The 18,612-nt window shown below is 72.7% G+C and carries 19 protein-coding genes; 3 read left to right on the top strand and 16 right to left on the bottom strand.

Going from position 1 to position 18,612, the window contains the following annotated elements:
- Positions 1-3: 3 nt before the first annotated feature.
- The gene (locus ACERZO_RS20985) at positions 4-1,386 is read left to right on the top strand and encodes an NtaA/DmoA family FMN-dependent monooxygenase (protein ID WP_372666404.1); all 1,383 of its coding nucleotides are present in this window, start codon (positions 4-6) and stop codon (positions 1,384-1,386) included.
- On the opposite strand, the gene ACERZO_RS20980 is transcribed toward ACERZO_RS20985, so the two are convergent.
- Positions 1,346-2,530 (bottom strand): LLM class flavin-dependent oxidoreductase, encoded by a 1,185-nt coding sequence (locus ACERZO_RS20980; RefSeq protein WP_372666403.1) that lies wholly within the window; start codon positions 2,528-2,530, stop codon positions 1,346-1,348. The genes ACERZO_RS20985 and ACERZO_RS20980 overlap by 41 nt on opposite strands.
- Positions 2,531-2,612: 82 nt before the next feature.
- On the opposite strand from ACERZO_RS20980, the gene ACERZO_RS20975 reads away from it, so the two are divergent.
- Positions 2,613-3,161, top strand: coding sequence for a YceI family protein (locus tag ACERZO_RS20975; RefSeq protein ID WP_372666402.1), 549 nt, complete (start codon positions 2,613-2,615; stop codon positions 3,159-3,161).
- 157 nt (positions 3,162-3,318) lie between these two features.
- Here the strand turns inward: ACERZO_RS20975 and ACERZO_RS20970 are convergent, their stop codons facing one another.
- From ACERZO_RS20970 to ACERZO_RS20910, 13 genes are read right to left on the bottom strand one after another with little or no spacing between them, the layout of a single operon-like run.
- Positions 3,319-4,329 (bottom strand): P1 family peptidase, encoded by a 1,011-nt coding sequence (locus ACERZO_RS20970; protein WP_372666401.1) that lies wholly within the window; start codon positions 4,327-4,329, stop codon positions 3,319-3,321.
- Positions 4,319-5,653: an LLM class flavin-dependent oxidoreductase gene (locus ACERZO_RS20965; protein ID WP_372666400.1), complete on the bottom strand. Its 1,335-nt coding sequence runs from the start codon at positions 5,651-5,653 to the stop codon at positions 4,319-4,321. The genes ACERZO_RS20970 and ACERZO_RS20965 overlap by 11 nt, the downstream gene beginning before the upstream one ends.
- Complete coding sequence (locus tag ACERZO_RS20960) at positions 5,650-6,753, bottom strand: NtaA/DmoA family FMN-dependent monooxygenase (RefSeq protein WP_372666399.1); 1,104 nt, start codon at positions 6,751-6,753, stop codon at positions 5,650-5,652. Before ACERZO_RS20960 ends, ACERZO_RS20965 begins: the two co-directional genes overlap by 4 nt.
- On the bottom strand, positions 6,750-7,679 hold the full coding sequence (locus tag ACERZO_RS20955) for an LLM class flavin-dependent oxidoreductase (protein WP_372666397.1): 930 nt from the start codon (positions 7,677-7,679) through the stop codon (positions 6,750-6,752). The genes ACERZO_RS20960 and ACERZO_RS20955 overlap by 4 nt, the downstream gene beginning before the upstream one ends.
- Positions 7,676-8,623, bottom strand: a complete 948-nt coding sequence (locus ACERZO_RS20950) for an LLM class flavin-dependent oxidoreductase (RefSeq protein WP_372666396.1) — start codon at positions 8,621-8,623, stop codon at positions 7,676-7,678. The genes ACERZO_RS20955 and ACERZO_RS20950 overlap by 4 nt, the downstream gene beginning before the upstream one ends.
- Positions 8,620-9,402 carry an ABC transporter ATP-binding protein gene (locus ACERZO_RS20945; RefSeq protein ID WP_372666395.1) on the bottom strand — a complete coding sequence of 261 codons (783 nt, stop codon included), beginning with the start codon at positions 9,400-9,402 and terminating at the stop codon, positions 8,620-8,622. Before ACERZO_RS20945 ends, ACERZO_RS20950 begins: the two co-directional genes overlap by 4 nt.
- Positions 9,399-10,196 carry an ABC transporter ATP-binding protein gene (locus ACERZO_RS20940; protein WP_372666394.1) on the bottom strand — a complete coding sequence of 266 codons (798 nt, stop codon included), beginning with the start codon at positions 10,194-10,196 and terminating at the stop codon, positions 9,399-9,401. Before ACERZO_RS20940 ends, ACERZO_RS20945 begins: the two co-directional genes overlap by 4 nt.
- A complete protein-coding gene (locus ACERZO_RS20935) occupies positions 10,193-11,038 on the bottom strand; it encodes an ABC transporter permease (RefSeq protein WP_372666393.1) in 846 nt (281 codons plus the stop codon). The genes ACERZO_RS20940 and ACERZO_RS20935 overlap by 4 nt, the downstream gene beginning before the upstream one ends.
- On the bottom strand, positions 11,035-11,985 hold the full coding sequence (locus ACERZO_RS20930) for an ABC transporter permease (protein ID WP_372666392.1): 951 nt from the start codon (positions 11,983-11,985) through the stop codon (positions 11,035-11,037). Before ACERZO_RS20930 ends, ACERZO_RS20935 begins: the two co-directional genes overlap by 4 nt.
- Before the next feature lies 1 nt (position 11,986).
- A complete protein-coding gene (locus ACERZO_RS20925) occupies positions 11,987-13,540 on the bottom strand; it encodes an ABC transporter substrate-binding protein (protein ID WP_372666391.1) in 1,554 nt (517 codons plus the stop codon).
- 28 nt (positions 13,541-13,568) lie between these two features.
- Complete coding sequence (locus ACERZO_RS20920) at positions 13,569-14,372, bottom strand: alpha/beta fold hydrolase (protein WP_372666390.1); 804 nt, start codon at positions 14,370-14,372, stop codon at positions 13,569-13,571.
- The gene (locus tag ACERZO_RS20915) at positions 14,365-15,651 is read right to left on the bottom strand and encodes a bifunctional o-acetylhomoserine/o-acetylserine sulfhydrylase (protein ID WP_372666389.1); all 1,287 of its coding nucleotides are present in this window, start codon (positions 15,649-15,651) and stop codon (positions 14,365-14,367) included. The genes ACERZO_RS20920 and ACERZO_RS20915 overlap by 8 nt, the downstream gene beginning before the upstream one ends.
- The gene (locus ACERZO_RS20910; protein ID WP_372666388.1) at positions 15,648-16,667 is read right to left on the bottom strand and encodes an isopenicillin N synthase family dioxygenase; all 1,020 of its coding nucleotides are present in this window, start codon (positions 16,665-16,667) and stop codon (positions 15,648-15,650) included. The genes ACERZO_RS20915 and ACERZO_RS20910 overlap by 4 nt, the downstream gene beginning before the upstream one ends.
- Positions 16,668-16,807: 140 nt before the next feature.
- Here ACERZO_RS20910 and ACERZO_RS20905 point away from each other — a divergent pair, with 140 nt between their 5' ends.
- A complete protein-coding gene (locus ACERZO_RS20905) occupies positions 16,808-17,308 on the top strand; it encodes a winged helix-turn-helix domain-containing protein (protein ID WP_372666387.1) in 501 nt (166 codons plus the stop codon).
- On the opposite strand, the gene ACERZO_RS20900 is transcribed toward ACERZO_RS20905, so the two are convergent.
- Together ACERZO_RS20900 and ACERZO_RS20895 are read right to left on the bottom strand one after the other, a co-directional pair.
- A complete protein-coding gene (locus ACERZO_RS20900; RefSeq protein ID WP_372666386.1) occupies positions 17,295-17,783 on the bottom strand; it encodes a GNAT family N-acetyltransferase in 489 nt (162 codons plus the stop codon). The genes ACERZO_RS20905 and ACERZO_RS20900 overlap by 14 nt on opposite strands.
- Positions 17,776-18,612: a LysR family transcriptional regulator gene (locus ACERZO_RS20895; RefSeq protein WP_372666385.1), complete on the bottom strand. Its 837-nt coding sequence runs from the start codon at positions 18,610-18,612 to the stop codon at positions 17,776-17,778. The genes ACERZO_RS20900 and ACERZO_RS20895 overlap by 8 nt, the downstream gene beginning before the upstream one ends.

Raw genomic sequence — 18,612 nt, 5'->3', positions numbered from 1 at the left:
CCGATGACCAAGCCTCGCAAGCAGATCCACCTGGCGGCGGCCTTCCCCGGCGTGAACAACACGACGGTCTGGAGCCACCCCGACGCCGGCAGCCAGATCGAGTTCGGCTCTTTCGCCCATCTCGCCCGGACCGCCGAAGCCGCCAAGTTCGACTTCTTCTTCCTCGCCGAGGGGCTGCGGCTGCGCGAGCAGCACGGCGACATCTACGACCTCGACGTCGTCGGCCGGCCGGACACCTTCACCGTGCTCGCCGCGTTGGCCGCGGTCACCGACCGGCTCGGGCTGGCCGGCACGATCAATTCGACGTTCAACGAGCCGTACGAGGTGGCCCGGCAGTTCGCGAGCCTGGACCACCTCTCCGCCGGACGTGCGGCGTGGAACGTCGTCACGTCGTGGGACGCCTTCACCGGCGAGAACTTCCGGCGCGGCGGGTTCCTGCCGGAGGAGCAGCGCTACGAGCGCGCCCGGCAGTTCCTCGACGCGGCCGGGAAGCTCTTCGACTCCTGGCACGGCGACGAGATCGTCGCGGACCGCGAGTCCGGTGTCTTCCTGTCCGATCCCCGCGCCGGCGAGTTCGAGCACCACGACGCCCAGTTCGCGATCTCCGGCCGGTTCACGGTGCCCCGCGGCCCGCAGGGGCGCCCGGTGATCATCCAGGCGGGCGACTCCGAAGAAGGGCGTGAGTTCGCGGCGGCGGCCGCGGACGCGATCTTCAGCCGGCACGCCGATCTCGAGGCGGGACAAGCGTTCTACGCCGACGTCAAAGGCCGGCTGGCCCGGCACGGGCGGTCGCCGGACCAGCTCGTCGTGCTGCCCGCGGCGACCTTCGTGCTCGCCGACACCGACGCCGACGCGGCCGAACTGGCTCACGAGGTCCGCCGCGCCCAGGTCAGCGGGCCGACCGCGATCCGGCTACTGGAACAGCTGTGGAACCGCGACCTGTCGGCCTACGACCCGGATGGCCCGCTGCCGGAAGCCGATCCGCACCTCGGCGACACGATCGCGCCCGGCCGGGCCGGCGTCCGGCAGTACCGCGACCCGCTCGGCACCGCCCGTGCCTGGCGCGACCGGGCGGCGGCCGGGAACCTGTCCATCCGCGAGCTGATCATCGAGGTCACCGGCCGTCACACCTTCGTCGGCTCACCGTCGACGGTCGCCACGACGATCGACGACCTCGTGCAGGCCGACGCGGCCGACGGCTTCATCCTCGCGCCGTACGTCACCCCGGGCGGCCTGGACGAGTTCGCGGCGAAAGTCGTTCCGCTGCTTCAGGAACGGGGTGTGTTCCGGACCGAGTACGCCGGCACGACCCTGCGCGAGCACCTCGGGATCGGGCCGGCGGCGGTCACCGCAGCAACGGCAGCAGCTGCTCGCCTTGGCGCTTGAGCTCCGGCAGGTACGGCGTGTCGGACAGGACGAAGTGGGTGATGCCGAGCGCGCGGTACTTGCGCAGGGACTTCGCGACGTCCTGCGCCGAGCCGACGAGCCAGGTCGTACCCGCACCGGCGGCGCCGAACCGGCCCGGCGCGGTGTAGAGGTTGTCGTCGAGCACGTCACCTCGCGCGGCCAGGTCCAGCAACCGGCGCTGTCCCGTCGCGGCGGACCAGTCGGCGTCACGCACGACCGCGCCCCGCGCCATCGCGTCCACTTTGGACTCCGCGGCGGCCCACGCCTCGTCGGTGGTGTCCCGGACGAAGGTGGTGACGCGCAGGCCGTATTCCAACGGTGGGTGCTCCCGGCCGAGCTTCGCGCTCAGGTCTTCGAGCCGTTCGATGCGTTCGGCGACGCCGTCCAGGGGCTCGCCCCAGAAGAGCTGGACGTCGGCCTCGGTCGCGGCGACTTCCTCGGCGGCCGCGGAGGCGCCGCCGAAGTAGAGCCGCGGGTGCGGGCGGCCGTGCCGCGTGACCGGCCGCTGGGCGAGAGTGGCCCCGGTGACGCCGAAGTACTCGCCGTCGTGGGTCACGTTCTCCTCGGTCCACAGCCGCCGCACGATCCGGAGGAACTCCTTGGTGCGGGCGTAGCGCTGGGTTTGGTCGCCTTCGTCGTCGCCGTAGGCGGCGAGGTCGTCCTTGCCCGACACGACGTTCACCAGCAGCCGGCCGCCGGAGAGGTGGTCCAGGGTGGCGGCCGCGGCGGCGAACTGCGCGGGCCGCCAGTAGCCCGGCCGGACGGCGACGAGCGGCTGGAAGGTGCTCGTCCGCGCCGCCAGCGCGGTGGCGACGGTGAAGGTGTCGGGCCGTCCCCATCCGGTGCCGAGCAGTGCACCCGCCCAGCCGTGCGCTTCGAGCGCCTTCGCCTGGGCGGTCAAGGTGTCCAGGCTGTTGTGCCCCGCGATGACGTCGTCGCCGCGGTGGCCGGGCGAGGCCTGGTTCGGGATGTACCAGAGGAATTCGATGCCGTGGACGGTATTGGCGGAACCCGGAAGCCGCCACGTGTTCCACAGCTCAGGATGTGCCGCTGAGGTCGCGGCGGCATCCACCGTGTGCCGCAGCACCACGTCCACGAGCCCGAACGGCGCCGAGCGTCCCACCCACCAAGACTGGTTGAACTCTGAACTACTCCGTAGTTGGCTTCGTGGCACCGAAGTCCGCACCACCCCGAGGAGAGCAACCATGTCCGCTTCCACCACCGCGATTCCCGGATACCTCACGGGCACCTGGGTGATCGACCCGGTGCACTCGACGGTCACGTTCACCGTGCGGCACCTCGGCGTCTCGAAGGTGCGCGGCCGCTTCGAGGCGTTCGAAGGCACCGTCGTGACCGGCGAGGACGTTCTCGGGTCCACGGTCACCGCGACCATCCAGGCTGCCAGCGTCAGCACGACCAACGAACAGCGCGACGGTCACATCCGCAGCGCCGACTTCCTCGACGCGGAAAACCTTCCGACGCTGACGTTCACTTCGACCGGCATCCGCGTCGACGGCGAGGACTACCTGATCGACGGCGACCTCACCCTGCACGGCGTCACGAAGCCGGTCACGCTGACGGCCGAGATCGGCGGTTTCGGTGACGGTCTCACCCCGGGCAGCAAGGTGATCGGCGTGTCGGCGCACACGGAGATCAGCCGCGCGGCCTTCGAAGTCGGCGCGTCCATCCCGGTGGCCGTGGTGTCCGACAAGATCAAGATCGAGCTGGACGTCGAGGCGGTCCTGCAGGCTTGACCCGCCGCACGCCGGTGACGAGCCTGCCGCGCGCGGTGCCCGGCCGCGTCGGTGGCACGGTCGGCTCCCCGGAGTCGGGGAGGGCCTGTTCGATCGCGTCGATCCGCCGGTGAGCCGCGTGCCGGAGGACCGCCGGGCAGGATCAGGTCGGGCGAGGTCACCCCACTCCGGGATACAGCTCGCGGTAGGCGGCGATGTGCCCCCAGTCCGTCGTCACGGACTCCGCCGCCAGCACCGCGTGCACGATCGCGCGGGCGAAAGCGTCCGACGCGGCCGCGAACAGCTCCGGGCTCGCGCCCGCGCCGGACGTTCCGGTGGCCACCGCGAACACCGTGTCCCCGTCGGCGACGCCGTGGGCCGGGCGGACCGCGACCGCCAGGCCGTCCTGGCCCGCGCCCGCCAGGCGGTACGTCGTCCCCGGGTCGAGGGACGCGCTCGTCGCGACCACGCCGATCACCGTGTTGAGCGGGGTCCGGGTGTCGCGTTCGCGCGTCGACGCCGCGAGCCGCTCCCGCGCCGCCGTGCGGGCCGCTTCGTCCGCGGCGGTCCGCGGGAACTCGTCGGCCGTCAGCCCCAGCGAGTACCCGTAAGGCAACCCCGAAGCCGGGTCCACCGCGGGGTGGTGCGAGTTCAGCACGGCCAGCGCGGCCACGACGGTGCCGTCCGGCAGCACCGCGCTGGCGGTGCCGACGCCGCCCTTCATCTCCGCGCTCACCGCACCGGTCCCGGCGCCGACGTTGCCCTGCGCGAGGGGCCCGTCGGTGGCCGCACGGACGGCTTCGGCGCCGAGTCCGGCGTGCGGGCGGGCGTGGAAGTCTCCGCCGCGGCCCAGGTCGAACAGCGCGGCCGCGGGGACGACCGCCGTCGCCTCCGGGCGGTGCTCGGCCAGCCACTCCAGGACGCTGCCGGCCGCCGCCAGGCCGAACGCGCTGCCACCGGTGAGGGTGATCGCGCCGACCGTCGGCGCCGGGTGGCGGGGGTCGAGGGCCGCGGTGTCGCGGGTGGCCGGGCCACCGCCGCGGACGTCGACCGAGACGACCGCGCCCGGCGGCACCAGCACGACCGTCGTGCCGGTCAGCGCGCCGTCGCCGATGCGGGTGGCGTGCCCGACGCGCACCCCGGGGACGTCGGTCAGGGCGTTGTGCTCGCCCGCGGTGTCAGCTGCCATCAGGGGATCCGTACCTGGAGGTCGGTCGGCGGAGGCCGAGGTGGTCGCGCAGGGTGGTGCCGTCGTACCTTGCCCGGAACAGCCCCCGCCGGCGCAGGATGGGCAGCACCAGCTGGACGAAGTCGTCGAGGGTACCCGGCAGGTACGGGAAAACGAGGGTGAACCCGTCCGCCGCGGGCGCGGCGAACCAGCGTTCGATGTGGTCGGCGATCTCTTCCGGCGGGCCGACGATCGTGCCGGCGTCGTCGCTGATTTCGGCGGCGAGCTGCCGGATGGTCAGCCCGCGCTGCCGGGCCCGCAGGTAGACGTCGAGCTGCGTGCTCTTCGACTGGTTGGACTCGGGCAGTTCCGGCAGCGGCCCGTCCAACGGGTACGCCGTGAGACCGAACCCGCCGAGCAGGTAGGCGAGGTGGGCCAGCGCCACCTGGGGCGGCATCAACCCACGCAACGCGTCGCGTTTGGCCTCGGCGGCGGCGCGCGTCTCGCCCGTGATGACCGACAGCGCGGGGAACACCTTGAGCTCGTCCGGGCTCCGGCCGAAAGCCGCGGCGCGGTCTTTGATGTCGGCGTAGAACTCGGTGGCCCGGGCCAGGTCACGCTGCCCGGAGAAGACGACCTCGGCCACGCGCGCGGCGAACTGCTTGCCCGCTTCCGAAGCGCCCGCCTGCACGATCACCGGACGGCCCTGTGGCGGCCGGGAGATGTTCAGCGGGCCGGCCACCGACAGGTGTGGTCCGGCGTGGTCCAGGACGTGCAGTTTCGCGGGATCGAAGTACACCCCGGACGGCTTGTCGTGGCGGAAGGCGTCGTCGTCGAAGCTGTCCCACAACCCGGTGACGACGTCGAAGAACTCCTCGGCGCGGCCGTACCGGTCGGCGTGGCCGACGTGGGCGTCGAGGCCGAAGTTCAGCGCTTCCCCGTCGTTGAGCGAGGTGACGACGTTCCAGCCGGCCCGGCCACCGGAGATGTGGTCGATCGAGGCGAACGTCCGCGCGAGGTGGTAGGGCTCGTTGTAGGTGGTCGACGCCGTCGCGATGAGCCCGATCCGGCTGGTCGCCGCGGCGAGCGCCGCCAGCAGCGTGGTCGGCTCGAACGAGTCGTTGACCACCGACACCCGCGACAGCACGTCCTGGCTCTCCAGCGGCACGCCGACGAGATCGGCGAAGAACACCGCGTCGAACTTCGCCGCCTCCGCCGCCCGGGCGAAGGACAGCACGGTGTCGAAGTCGACCCCCGCGTCCGCGCGGGTGTCCGGGTGCCGCCACGCCGCCAGGTACTCCCCCGGTGGCTTCAAGAACGCGGTGAAGTGCAGCTGCCGGGTCATCGCGACACCTCCGGGCGGGCGAGGCCGAGGTTTTCCCGCAGCGTCGTGCCGTGGTAGCCGTCGGGGACGAGACCGCGGCGGCGCAGGATCGGCACGACCTGCTGGACGAACTCGATCGCCGGGCCCGGGAAGTAGGGGAACGAGACGGTGAAGCCGTCGGCCGCGCCTTCGGTGAACCACCGCTGCATCCGGTCGGCGATCTGCTCCGGTGTCCCGGCGACGATCGGGCCGCCCGAGAACCGCTCCGCCGGCCGGTGCGCGGCGTCGTCGTGGAGCAGGTCGTCGAGTTCGGCGAGCTTCCGGCGCGCGGCCGTCTCGGTGTCGGCGACCAGCGGCGACAGCACCGGCCACACGCGGACCTGCCCGGGATCGCGGCCCGCCGCGGCGACCCGGGCCTTGATGTCCGCGGTATTTCCGGCGTCAGGCTGATCACTGAAGAACACTTCGCCGTGCCGGGCGGCGAAGGGCAGTTCGGTGCTCGTCACGAACAGCACCGGATGCCCTTGCGGCGGCCGGGAGATGTTCAGCGGCCCGCGGACGCGGAAGTGCTCCCCGCGGTGCTCCGGCGTCCGGAGCTGAGCGGGGTCGTAGTACCGCGCTCCGGCCACATCCCGGATGACGGCTTTGTCGGAGAAGCTGTCCCACAGCTGCCGTACGAGGTCGACGAATTCGTCCCCCGCGTCAGGGTGTCCGGTGGCGGCGAAGTTCGCGGCTTCCCCCGGGAGCGTGGCGGTGATGGCGTGCCACCCGGCGCGGCCGTGGGACAGGTGGTCGAGCGACGCGAACTTCCGCGCGATGTGGAAGGGCTCGTGGTACGTCGTGCCCGCGGTGCCGACCAGTCCGATGTGGGTGGTCACCGTGGACAGGCCGGCAAGGAGGCTGAGCGGCTCGAACCGCTCGGCCCGGCTCGGCGGTCCGTCGACTGCGATGACGTCGGCGACGAAGAACGCGTCGAACCGGCCGCGCTCCAGCAGCCGGGCCAGCTCGGCGTGGAAGGCGAAGTCGAGCTGGCCCGCGGCGTAGGCATCCGGATGGCGCCAGCCTGCGAGGTGCCCGCCGGAGCCGTGCACGAGCGCGCTCAGCGCGAGGTGCCGGGTCATGGCCGCCACCCCAGCTCCGGGGCGATCTTCGTGGCGATGGTCTCCAGCCGGTCCAGGGCCTGGCCGAGGGTGGAGCTTTCGGCCTGCACGGCCGCGATCAGGTGGGTGCCCGGGCCGGCGAACACCGGGTCGGCGCGCAGGGATTCGACGATGTCCTCCGGCTTTCCGTGCTGAACGTTCATCAGCCGCAGCAGTTCGGCCACGCCGATGTCCTCGTGCGGCGCCCAGCCCGCGCGGACGTGCAGGGGCCGGTAGCGGGCGACGTCGGCTTCCAGCTGTGCGGCGGCGGCCGCGCGGCTCGGACCGGGGAAGATCCCGCGGACCGCGGCGATCCGCGGAACTTCCGGGCCGGCGTCGAGGTACGTCGCCGCGAGGCCGGCCTGGACGGCGTCGGCCGGCCCCACGCCGAGCAGCAGGCCCCGGCCGGCCGCCGCGGCGTCGGCGAGTACCCGCGGGCGCAGGCTGGACTCCCACAGCCGCTCGCTCAGCTCGTACCCGCTCAGCGCGTCGGTCAGCACGCTCAGGTTGCGGTCGTAGTCGGCGTGCCGGTCGTCGACGTCCCGGCCGAAGACGGCGAAGTCGTCGGCCGCCGGCGTCCCGCTGCCCAGCCCCAGTTCGAGGCGGCCACCGGAGAGAGCGTCGAGGACGATGGCGTCTTCGGCCAGCCGCAGCGGGTCCTCCAGCGGGAGCACGGTGACGGCGGTACCGAGGTGGATCCGCCGGGTCCGCTCGGCGGCCGCGGCCAGCAGCACCAGCGGCGACGGCAGGCGGCCGTGCTCGGGTTGCAGGTGGTGCTGGGCCACCCAGCCCGACTGGTAACCCAGCTCTTCGGCGGCGACGAACAGCTCGACCAGATCGCGGTAGAGCTGACCGGCGGGGACGCCTTCGCCGTGAACGTGGGTGAGGAACCCGAGGTGGAAGGTCACGGCCGCCACCCCAGTGCCGGGGCGATCTCGGTGGCGAGCACGCGCAGCCGCTCGATGTCGGCGTCCACATCGGACAGTTCGTGCTGCACGACGGGCAGGAACCAGCTGTCCGGATTCAGGAAGTCGAGCACTGCGGGATCGGCGCGGAGGCTCGCGGTGACCTCGCCGGCGGTGCCGTGGTGCACGTTGATCCGGGCGAGGTGCTCCTCGATGCCCAACCCGGTCAGCTCGGCGAAGTTCCGCCGGTGCAGGTCCAGCGCCGGAGCGAGGTCGGCCACGGCCGCTTGGCGGTCCTTCGCCGGGAAGACCGCGCGCACGATGCCGAAGCGTGGCCTCGGTGACGTCGCCGTGTACGCCTCGGCCAGCGGGCGCTGCACCTTGCGGGGATCGTGGACGGCGGTGCCGAGCAACAAGCCGTCGCCGGCGCGGCCGATGGCCGCCGCGCGGGTGACGTCGGACGTGGCCTGCCAGAGCCGGTCCCCCAGGGTCCGCGCGGGCGGCTGCAGGACCGTGCCGCCGAGGGCGAGGCGCAGGGTGCCGAGGTTGTCGTCGTGGAGCCGGTGCCGGTCGGCCGGGTCGTGCCCGAACCGGGCGAAGGCGTCGGTGTTCGCGCCGCCGGTGCCGAGCCCGAGTTCGAGGGCGCCGCCGGACAGCGCGTCGAGCACGGCGGCGTCCTCGGCGAGCCGGATCGGGTCCTCCAGGGGCAGCACGGTCACCGCGGTGCCCAGCCGCAGTCTCGGGGCGCGGGCCGCCACCGCGCCGAAGAACACCAGCGGCGAGGGCAGCCTGCCGTAGTCGGTGCGGAAGTGGTGCTGGGCGACCCAGCCGCCGTCGAACCCGAGGTCTTCGGCCGCGGCGAACACCGTGAGCAGGTCGCGCAGGACCGTGCGCAGGTCCTTGCCCGGCCCGTGGACGTGGGTGAGGAATCCCAGCTTGAAGCTCATCCGACCTCCTCGGGCAGCTGGGGCACGGCGTCGAGCAGGGTGCGGGTGTAGAGGTGCGCCGGTGCGGCCAGGACGTCGGCGGTGGTGCCCTGTTCGACGGCGACGCCGTCCTTGAGCACCAGCAGCCGGTCGCACAGCTGCTGCACCACGCCGATGTCATGGGACACGAGGATCAGCGACAGGCCCATCGTGTCGGCCAGCCCGGCGAACAGGTCGATGACCTGCGCGCGGACGGCCGCGTCGAGAGCCGAGAACGGCTCGTCGCCGACGAGCACCTTCGGCCGCGGCGCGAGCGCGCGGGCGATCGCGATCCGCTGCCGCTGCCCGCCGGAGAACTCGTGCGGGTAGCGCTCCACGGCGTCCGGCTCGAGGCCGACGGCGGTGAGGACCTCCTCGACGCGCTCGTCGTGGTTCCCGGGCACGCGCAGGCATTCGAGGGGCTCGGCGACGATGTCCCGGACGACGCTGCGCGGGTTGAGCGAGCTGTACGGGTCCTGCAGCACGACCTGGACGTCGCGGCGGAACCACGTCAGGTCCCGGCCGGTGACCGGCCGCCCCTGGTAGCGCACCGCGCCGGCGTCGGCCCGTTCCAGGGCGAGCAGCAGGCGCAGCAGTGTCGACTTGCCGGAGCCGGACTCACCGACGATGCCCAGCCGGCCACCGTCCTCCAGCGTCAGGCTGACGTCGCGGACCGCGTGCCGCACCGGAGTCTCGCCGAAGAGCCGGCGGCGGGGCAGCCGGTAGGACCGGTGGAGGCCGGCGGCTTCCAGCAGGGTCACGGGGTCACCTCCCGGGAGCGGCGGAAGGCACCGGCCCGCGCGTTCTCCAGCAGCTCGCGGGTTTCCGGGTGCCGGGGTGCGTGCAGGACGTCGGCGAGCGAGCCGTCTTCGAGCAGGCGGCCGCCGCCGAGCACCAGGACTCGCTGGACGATCTGCGCCAGCACGGCCAGGTCGTGGGTGATGAACAGCAGTGCGGTGCCCTCCTCGGCGACGAGCGTCCGCAGCAGGTCGAGGATCCCGGCCTGCACGGTCACGTCGAGGGCGGTCGTCGGTTCGTCGGCGAGCAGGAGTGCCGGGCGGCAGGCGAGCGCGATCGCGATGCCGACGCGCTGACGCTGCCCGCCGGACAGCTGGTGCGGGAACGCCCGGACGGCGTGCTCGGGATCGGGCAGGCCGACCTTCGCCGCGAGCGCGACCGCTTCGGCCGCCGCGGCCTTCCGGGTCAAGCCGCGGTGCACGCGCAGGGGTTCGGCGACCTGCTTGCCGACGCGCATCAGCGGGTCGAGGGTGGTGCGCGGGTCCTGGAACACCATCGCGATCCGCTCGCCGCGCACGGCCGAGAGTGCCCGATCGGGCCGGCCGAGCAGCTCGGTGCCGTCGAGCCGGATGCTGCCCCGGGTGGTCATCCCCTCCGGCAGCAGGCCGAGCACCGCGAGCGCGGTGAGCGACTTCCCGGAACCGGAAGCGCCGATCAGCCCGGCCCGCTCCCCCGCTCCCACCGTGAACGAGACGTCTTCGAGCAGGGTCCGGGGTCCGATGTGGACAGTCAGGTCCTCGACCTCGAGGAGGCTCATCGGGTCGTCACCAGCCTCGGGTCGGTGGCGTCGCGCAGAGCGTCGCCGAGGAGGTTGAAGCCGAGCACGGTGAGCGCCACCGCCAAGCCGGGCCAGATCACCAGCAGCGGCCGCGCGGCGATGTAGGCCTGCTGCTCGTGGAGCATGCCGCCCCAGGACGGCGACGACGGCGAACTGCCGTAGCCGAGGTAGGTCAACGCCGCCTCGGCCAGCACGGCGAGGGCCATCACCAGCGAGAGCTGGACGATCAGCGTCGGGGCGAGGGTGGGCAGCAGGTGCCGCCGGACGATCCGGGCGGTGCGCGCGCCGCCCGCCCGGGCCGCCAGGACGTAGTCGCTGCCGAGAGCCGACACCAGCTCGGCGCGCGCGACCCGGGCCACCGCGACGCCGAAGCCGATGCCGATCGCGGCGACGACCGTGGCCAGGGAACTGCCGTACACGGCCGCGAGGATCATCGCGAGCAGCAGCACGGGGAACGCGACGAGCAGGTCGATCAGCTGGACGACCCCGGCGCCCACCCAGCGTGGCGTGAGCACCGCGAGCAGTGCCAGCAGCAACCCGACCACGGTCGCGACGGCGGCGGAGGCCACCGCCGCGACGAGCGTCTCGCGGGCGCCGGCCAGCAGCTGGCTGAACTGGTCGTGGCCGATGCGGTCGGTGCCGAGCAGGTGGCCGCCTTGGAACGGCAGCAGCCACGCCTGACCCGGGTCGGTGGCCAGCGGGTCGAACGGCGTCCACACCAGGGAAACCAGGCCGGCGAGGAGCAGGACGAGCGCGACGGCCGAGCCGAAAGCTCCGGCCGGGCGCCGGAGCAGGGAGGACAACGCGCGCCGCCGGTTCACCGCGGCTCCCGCAGCCGGGGGTCGATCAGCCGGTGGACGACGTCGATCGCGAAGCCGATGACCAGGACCGCGGCGACGACGAGGAACACCTCGCCCTGCACTTTGACCAGGTCGCGGTTGCCGACGTCGCCGACCAGCATGCTGCCCACGCCGGGCAGGGTGAACACGCGCTCGACGACGACCGCGCCGACGATCAGCGTCGCCAGCTGGAGGCCGAGGATCGACACGACCGGCAGCGCGGCGTTGCGGAACCCGTGCCGCCGCAGCGCCTGGCCGCGGGTGAGGCCCTTGGCGCGGGCGGCCCGCACGTAGTCGGCGTCGAGGACGCCGAGCACCGCCGAGCGGACGAATCGCAGGAGTACCGCGCCTTCGGTGAGGCCGAGGGCTGTCCACGGCAGGACGAGGCTCCTGATGGCGAGCCCTGGGTCGCTCCAGCCTTCGGCGGGGAAGCCCTGGGCGGGCAGCCAGCCCAGCTCGACCGAGAACACGAGCACCAGCACCAACCCGAGCCACAGCGTCGGCACCGCGATGCCGACCTGCGAGAGCGCACTGATGCCGGTGCCGACCGGACCGCGACGGCGCAGCGCCGCCCAGGTGCCGAACGGGACCGCGACCGCGAGCGCCACGACGACCGACCCCGCCACCAGCGGCGCGGTCACCTGCAGCTTGCGGCCCAGCTCTCCGGTCACTGACGTGCCGTTGAGCTGGGAGCGGCCGAAATCGCCGTGCAGCACGCCGGTGACCCAGGAGCCGAACTGGGCCGGCAGCGGCCGGTCGAGGCCGAGCTCCGCGCGGATCGAGGCGAGCTGCTCCGGAGTCGCGCGGAAGCCGCCGATGGTGGCGGCGACGTCGCCCGGCAGCAGCCGCAGCAGGACGAACACGAGCACGCTCGCGATCGCCAGCGCGACCACCAGCAGCCCGGTCCGGCGGAGCAGGAACAGCGTCATCTCACTTGCCGACCGCTAGGTTCGCCAGGGGGAACCGGTTGCTGGTCTCGGCCTTCGGCACGCCGTAGACGCCCTTGCGCACGACCGTGTGGGCTTCGCCGAGGAACAGCCAGTCGCTCGCGGCGTCGGTGGAGATCTGCTGGGCGACCTGCTTGAGCAGCGTGTCGCGTTCGGCGTCGGTCGAGGCGGTGCGCGCTTGGCCGTACCACTGCTGGACCTGCTTGTTGTCGTAGCCGAAGTAGTACGCGGGTTTCGTGTAGTTGGCGATGTCGCGAGCCTCGGCGTGGTCGACGAGGCTGAGCTGGAAGTCGTGGTTCTTGAACACCTGCGACAGCCACGCCGGGAACTCGACCTGCTTCACGGTGAGCGTGACGCCGACCTGCTTGAGGTTGGACACCAGGACGTCCGTGATGGACGTCGGGTAGATCGACGGGACGTCGAGGGTGAGCTGAAGGCCGTTCGCGAAGCCGGCCTTGGTGAGCAGTTGCTTGGCGCCGTCGGGGTTGTACGCGTCGATCGAGGTGAGGTCCTCGTACCACGGGTCCTGCGGCGGGACCGAGCTGCCGATCACCGTGCCCGCGCCCACGGCCTTGACGATGTCCTGCTTGTTGATCGCCTGCCGCAGCGCGTGCCGGACGTCCGGGTTGGTGAAGGGTGCCTTGGTGCCGTTGAAGGCGAGGGTGTACTTGTCGGTCGTGGTGCCCTTCAGCACCGAGAACGCGTCACCCATGGTGAACGGCTGCAGCAGTGTCGGATCGGCGGCGGTCTCGACGTCGGTCTGGCCGGTCTGCTCGGCGTTGTTGGCCGCGCTGGTCTCGGTGATGTAGTGGAAGACGACCTTCGCGACCTTCGGCTTGGCGCCCCAGTAGGCGTCGTCGCGCTGGAGAGTGATCGAGGAACCGCGGTTCCACTGGGTGAGCTTGAACGGGCCGGACCCGTTTTCGGCACCGTCCAAGGCGGCGAAGTCGGTGCCCTGCTTGAACACCGCTCCGCCGCGCTGGGTCAGGTTCCACAACAGAAAGGTGTCGCGGCTCTTCAGTCCGATGCGGACGGTCGCGGGGTCCGGCGCGGTGACGTCCTGGATCGCCGCGAACTCGGCGCCGTAGACGGCCTTCGAACCGGGTGCGACCTGCTGCTGCAGCGACCAGACGACGTCGGCGGACGTCAGCGGCGAGCCGTCGTGGAACTTCGTGCCGGAGGCGAGGTGGAACGTGTAGCTCAGACCGTCCGGCGCCTGCTCCCACGAGGTGGCCAGCTGCGGGACGATCTTGTCCTTCTCCTCGGGGTTCACCGAGACGAGGTTCTGGTAGACGTTGTCGAGCAGGACCTGGTCGAGCGCCGCACCGGACGTCGAAAAGAGGTTGAGGCTGGAGGGTTCCAGGACCAGCCGGACGTTGACGGTGGCGCCGGTGTTCAGCTGGTCGTCCGGCGGAGTGGCCGCCTGTGCGGTGGTTCCGCTCGACGCGGCCGGGTCCGCGGCGCCACCCGTGCCGCACGCGGTGGCCAGCAGGGTCACCGTGAGCAGGGCAGCGGCGAGCGGAAGACGGTGTCTCATGGTTCTCCTCGGGGACGGGGCGCGCGGCTCAGCCGCGGACGTGCTCGACGGCGAACTCGGTGAAGACGCGGAAGACGTCGTCGCGGTCGAGCTCGTTCAGGATGTTGTGGCGGTCTTCGGGGAAGACGACCGCTTTCGCGTCCGGCAGCAGCTCCGCCACCTTGCGCGCCCCGGCGGCCGGGGCGAGGTCGTCGTCGGCGCCGTGCAGCAGGAGCACCGGCAGGTCCAGCTTCGGCAGGACGGCGGCGACCCGGGGCGCCGCTTCGCCGAGCGCGCGCAGGGTCTCCAGCCGCAGGCCGCCCTGCCAGGTCAGCGGGTCGTCGCGGATCTGCTGGGCGTAGCCGGGGTGGCGGGTCAGCTCGCCGGGGTCCTTGCGCAGGTCCCAGGGGTCGACGCCACTGGCCAGCAGCGCGACGAGCCCGGATTCGCCGGCGGGCACCAGGGACGAGCCGGCGAGCACCAGCGCGACCGGACGGTCCGGCAGCCGCCCCTCGCCGACGAGCAGGGTGGCGACGGTCGCGCCGAGCGAGTGCCCGGCGATCACCAGCGGCAGCCCGGGGTGCGCTTCCCGCGCGAGATCGGTGAGGGTCGCGGCGTCGGCGAGGAGGTCGTCGACGGACTCGATCAGGACGCGCTCGCCGTCGCTGCGGCCGTGCCCGGCGTGGTCGGCGGCCCAGACCGCGAACCCGGCCCCGGTAAGCGCTTCCGCGAGCGGCTCGTAGCTGCCGATGTGCTCGCCGAGGCCGTGGAAGAACACGACGAGCGCCTTCGGCTCCGGCGGGCTCCAGTGTCCATAGTGGATTTTGCCGCGGCTGCCGGCGAACTCAGGCATCGTCGTCCCCCAGTCCGTGTGCGAGGTCGGCGAGCAGGTCGCCGAGTCCTTCCAGCCCGACCGAGAGCCGGATCAGGCCGGGTGTCACGCCGCTCGCGCGTTGCTGCTGTTCGTCCAGCTGGGCGTGCGTCGTGGAGGCCGGGTGGATGACCAGGCTGCGCACGTCCCCGATGTTCGCCAGGTGGCTGAACAAGCGCAGCCGGTCGACGAACCGCCGGCCGGCTTCGAGGCCGCCTGTCAGCTCGAACGCGACGACCGCGCCGACCCCTCGGGACAGGTACCGCTTGGCCGCGTCGTACCACGGGCTGCCGGGCAGGCCGGCGTAGTGCACGGCTTCGACGTCGGGACGCTCGGCGAGCCAGCCCGCGACCGCGCGGGCGTTCTCGACGTGTCGTTCCATCCGCAGCGACAGCGTCTCGATGCCCTGCAGCAGCAGGAAGCTGTTGAAGGGTGAGACCGCCGGGCCAAGGTCTCGGACGAGCTTCGTGCGCAGCCGCAGGCTGTAGCCCAGCTCGCCGAACTCCCGCCCGAAGACCAGGCCGTGGTAGCTGGGGTCCGGCTTCGTCAGCTGCGGCCAGCGGTCCGGGTCCGCGGTGTAGTCGAACTTCCCGCCGTCGACGACGATGCCGCCGATCCCGGTACCGTGCCCGGACAGGAACTTGGTCGTCGAGTGCACGACGACGTCCGCGCCGTGCTCCAGCGGGCGCGCGAGGAAGGGCGTGGGCACGGTGTTGTCCACGATCAGTGGCACCCCGGCGGTGTGGGCGACTTCGGCGACCGCGCTGATGTCGAGGACGTTGCCGCGCGGGTTGCCGACGGTCTCGCCGTAGAACGCCTTCGTCTCCGGCCGGACCGCCGCCCGCCACTGCGCCAGGTCGTCGGGGTCGCGCACGAAGGTGACGTCGATGCCGAGGTCGGCGAAGGTGTAGGCGAGCAGGTTGTACGTGCCGCCGTAGAGGCTGGCCGCCGCGACGACGTGGCCGCCGGCGCGCGCGATGTTCAGCAGCGCCAGGGTCGATGCCGCTTGACCGCTGGCCACGGCGACCGCGGCCACCCCGCCTTCGAGGTCGGCGAGCCGTTCCTCCACGACCGCGGTCGTCGGGTTCGACAACCGCGTGTAGGCGTGCGTTTCCAGGTCCCGCAACGCGAACGCCTCGGCCGCGTGGTGCGCGTCGGCGAAGGTGAACGACGTGGTCTGGTACAGCGGGGTCGCCCGCGCCCCGGTCGCCGGGTCGGGCCGGGCGCCGGCGTGGATCTGCCGGGTCTCGAAGGTGGTCATCCGCGCTCCGCGAGGACGTCGCTCCACCAGCGCTCGGCCACCTTCGGGTGCGAGCGCAGCCAGCCGACCAACGCGTTCTCCCCGAACGCCGCGTGCAGCGGGTTGTCGGCGTCCTGGCTGACGCCCTTCGCTTCGGCGGCCAGCTCCGCCGGGAGCTCGAGGGGCTCCACGACGGCGTCGAGCCGCGGCCCGAGGAAGAACGGCACCGAGAACCGCTCCACCCCGGCGGGCGGGCTCACGACGCGGTGGTGGGTCGCCTTCAGGTAGCCCCGGGTGGCGATCTCCAGCATCTCGCCGATGTTGAACACGAAGCTGCCCGCGACCGGCGTGGCGTCGATCCAGCTGCCGTCGGCCGCCCGGACCTGCAGACCGCCGACGTCGTCCTGCTGCAGCAGCGCGAGGTAGCCGTAGTCCTTGTGCGCGCCGACGCCTTGGTCCTGCTCCGCCGACGGCCGGCCCGGGTACCGGACGATCTTCACGTGCGTGGACGCTTCCTCGTCGAACCAGGCGTCGAAGTAGCTCTCGTCCTGACCGAGCGCGGCGGCGAGCGCCCGGAGCACTTCACGGCTGACGCGCAGGGCCTCGGCCTGCCAGGCCAAGGTCGTCTCCCGCAGTGCGGGAAGCGCTTTCGGCCACTGGTTGGGACCGATCAGCCGCTGCCACGCCGGTCCGTCGCCGGTGACCGGCTCGCGTTCCGGGCCGATGTCGATCTGCTCCCGCCAGTCCGGCGTGCCGCCGGTGTATTCGTAACCGGTGCGGGTGTAGCCGCGGAACTGCGGCGAGTGGATGTTCTCGATCGCCAGCCGCTCGTCCTCCGGCAGCGCGAAGAACTCCTTGGCCACAGCGAAGATGCCAGCGGTCAGCTCGGCCGGCACGCCGTGGCCGACGACGTAGAAGAACCCGACCTCGTGCGCGGCCCGGCGCAGCTCGGCCAGGAACGCGGCCCGGTCGGCACCCGGGTCGCGGAAGCGCGAGATGTCGATCAGCGGCAGCGCGGGTTCGTCAAGCGTCGTCACGCCCGCAGCCTAAGCTCCGGCCTCGGCCTTGAACGGCGTTCCCACATCGCGGGCACCAGGACCGCTCGACGCCACGTCAAGTCGTTCCGACCGGCGGGCGCGCTGTCCCCTGACGGGCGCCCGCGCTCAGAATCGCCGCCATGACGAACCCGCCGCATTCCCGCTTCTCCCCCGGACCGCAGCAAGTCCACCTCCGGATCGACCTGCTCAGCCGGGCCGGCGACGCCGCCACCATCGCCACCCGGCTGGCCGCGGCGCTCGACGGCCTCGCGAGCGTCGACGTCGTCGACACCGGTCCCCAGCCCGATCCGGCGGAGCCGGGCCCCCGGCTGAGACTCGTGCCGGCGCCGCTCCTGCGCATCGAGACGACCTCACGGCGGGCTCTGCTGCTGGGCAAGCCGCTCACGTTGCCGCGGCTGGAGTTCGACCTGCTGCACTTCCTCGGTACGCACCCGGACCGCGTGTTCACGCGCACCGCGCTGAAGAACGCGCTCTGGCCACGGCGCGAGGGCAACGACCGGACCGTGGACGTGCACGTCCGGAAACTGCGGGCCAAGCTCGAGCCGCACCTCGATCCGATCACCACCGTCCGCGGAGTCGGCTACCGCTTCGAGAGCGCGGCCTCGGTCAGCGTGGTCTGAGCGGAACCCGGTACCGCAACGTCCGGCCGGCGGCTTCGAGCACGCCGCCGCGACGTTCGATCGTCTTCGCCGAGGCGGTGTTGCCCGCCTCGCAAACGAGGAGCACGTGGTCCATGCCCAGGTCGCGGGCTTCGGCCAGCATCTGCTCCACCGCCCACCCGGCCAGGCCACGTCCACGCGCGGAGGGGCGGATGCCGTAACCGAGGTGTCCGGCGCGCGGGACGGACTCGTGGCCGGTGTGCCGCAGGGCGATGCCGCCGAGCACGTCGCCGTCCTCGGCGATCCACCGGTACGTGCACGCCGTGTCCCTGCCCATCCGGCCGACCCACGCCGAAAACCCCTCCCGGGTGCGGACTTCGTCGGAATCCAGCAGCCCGAAGCCGTCCTCGTGCCGGCCCGGACCCCACTCCGCGTGCGCGTCGAGCCAGGCGGCGTGCAGCCGCGTGGTGGGCACTACCAGCCTGGGCTCAGTCACCGAACGCCGTCCGCGTGGCCGCCGCGCAGGTGTGCGGGAGGTCGTGCGGGACCACGACGCTGCCGGTGACGGTCGTCCGCGGCGCGAGCGGGATCGTGCTCACCCGGGTGGACCTGATCTCCGCCACCTGGTCGGCGGTCAGCACCGTCCAGGCCCGGGGATCCGAGCCGACCTCGACGAGCGTGTCCTGGACCGTCCCCGCCGGACGGCCGGGCCGCACCGCGCCGCCCGCTTCCAGCAGTACGGCGAGCACGGCCGGTTCGGGGGTGCGCAAGTCACCGCCGGCCAGCTCGGCCACCCTCACCTCAGCCCGGCCCGCGGCCGGGTGGCGGGTGGACACGACGGCGTGCAGCGCCTCCGTCCACGCGGGCAGCACCCGCACGCCCGGTGCCGTCTCCACCCCGCGGGCCAAGGCCAGGTCGATTTCCCCCTGCCGCACCGCGTTCAGGCGCGCGTCCGACGGCAGGTCGACGAGCACGACGTCGAACGCCGGGGACTGCGCCCGCAGCGCGTCGATCCCGCGCTCCAGCCGGGCGGTCACCCCGGCTGCCGTGCCGATGCGCATGGCCCCGGCGGGACCGGCCGCGGCACCGCGGACGCGGTCGGCGGCCGCGAGCGCCTCCCGGGCCGCGACGAGCACGCGGTGCCCGGCCGCGGTCAGCCGGACCCGGCGCGGCGAGCGGTCGAACAGCCGCTCTCCCAGCTCGCGTTCCAGCCGCGCGATCTGCCTGCTGACCGCGGGCTGGGCGATGTGCAGCCGGTCCGCGGCGCGGCCGAAGTGCAGCTCGTCGGCGACGGTGACGAAATAGCGCAACGCCCGAAGTTCCAC

It is taken from the genome of Amycolatopsis kentuckyensis, assembly GCF_041679295.1.
GTDB classification, from domain to species: Bacteria; Actinomycetota; Actinomycetes; order Mycobacteriales; family Pseudonocardiaceae; genus Amycolatopsis; species Amycolatopsis kentuckyensis_A.
This window is presented reverse-complemented; position numbering and strand designations above follow the sequence as displayed.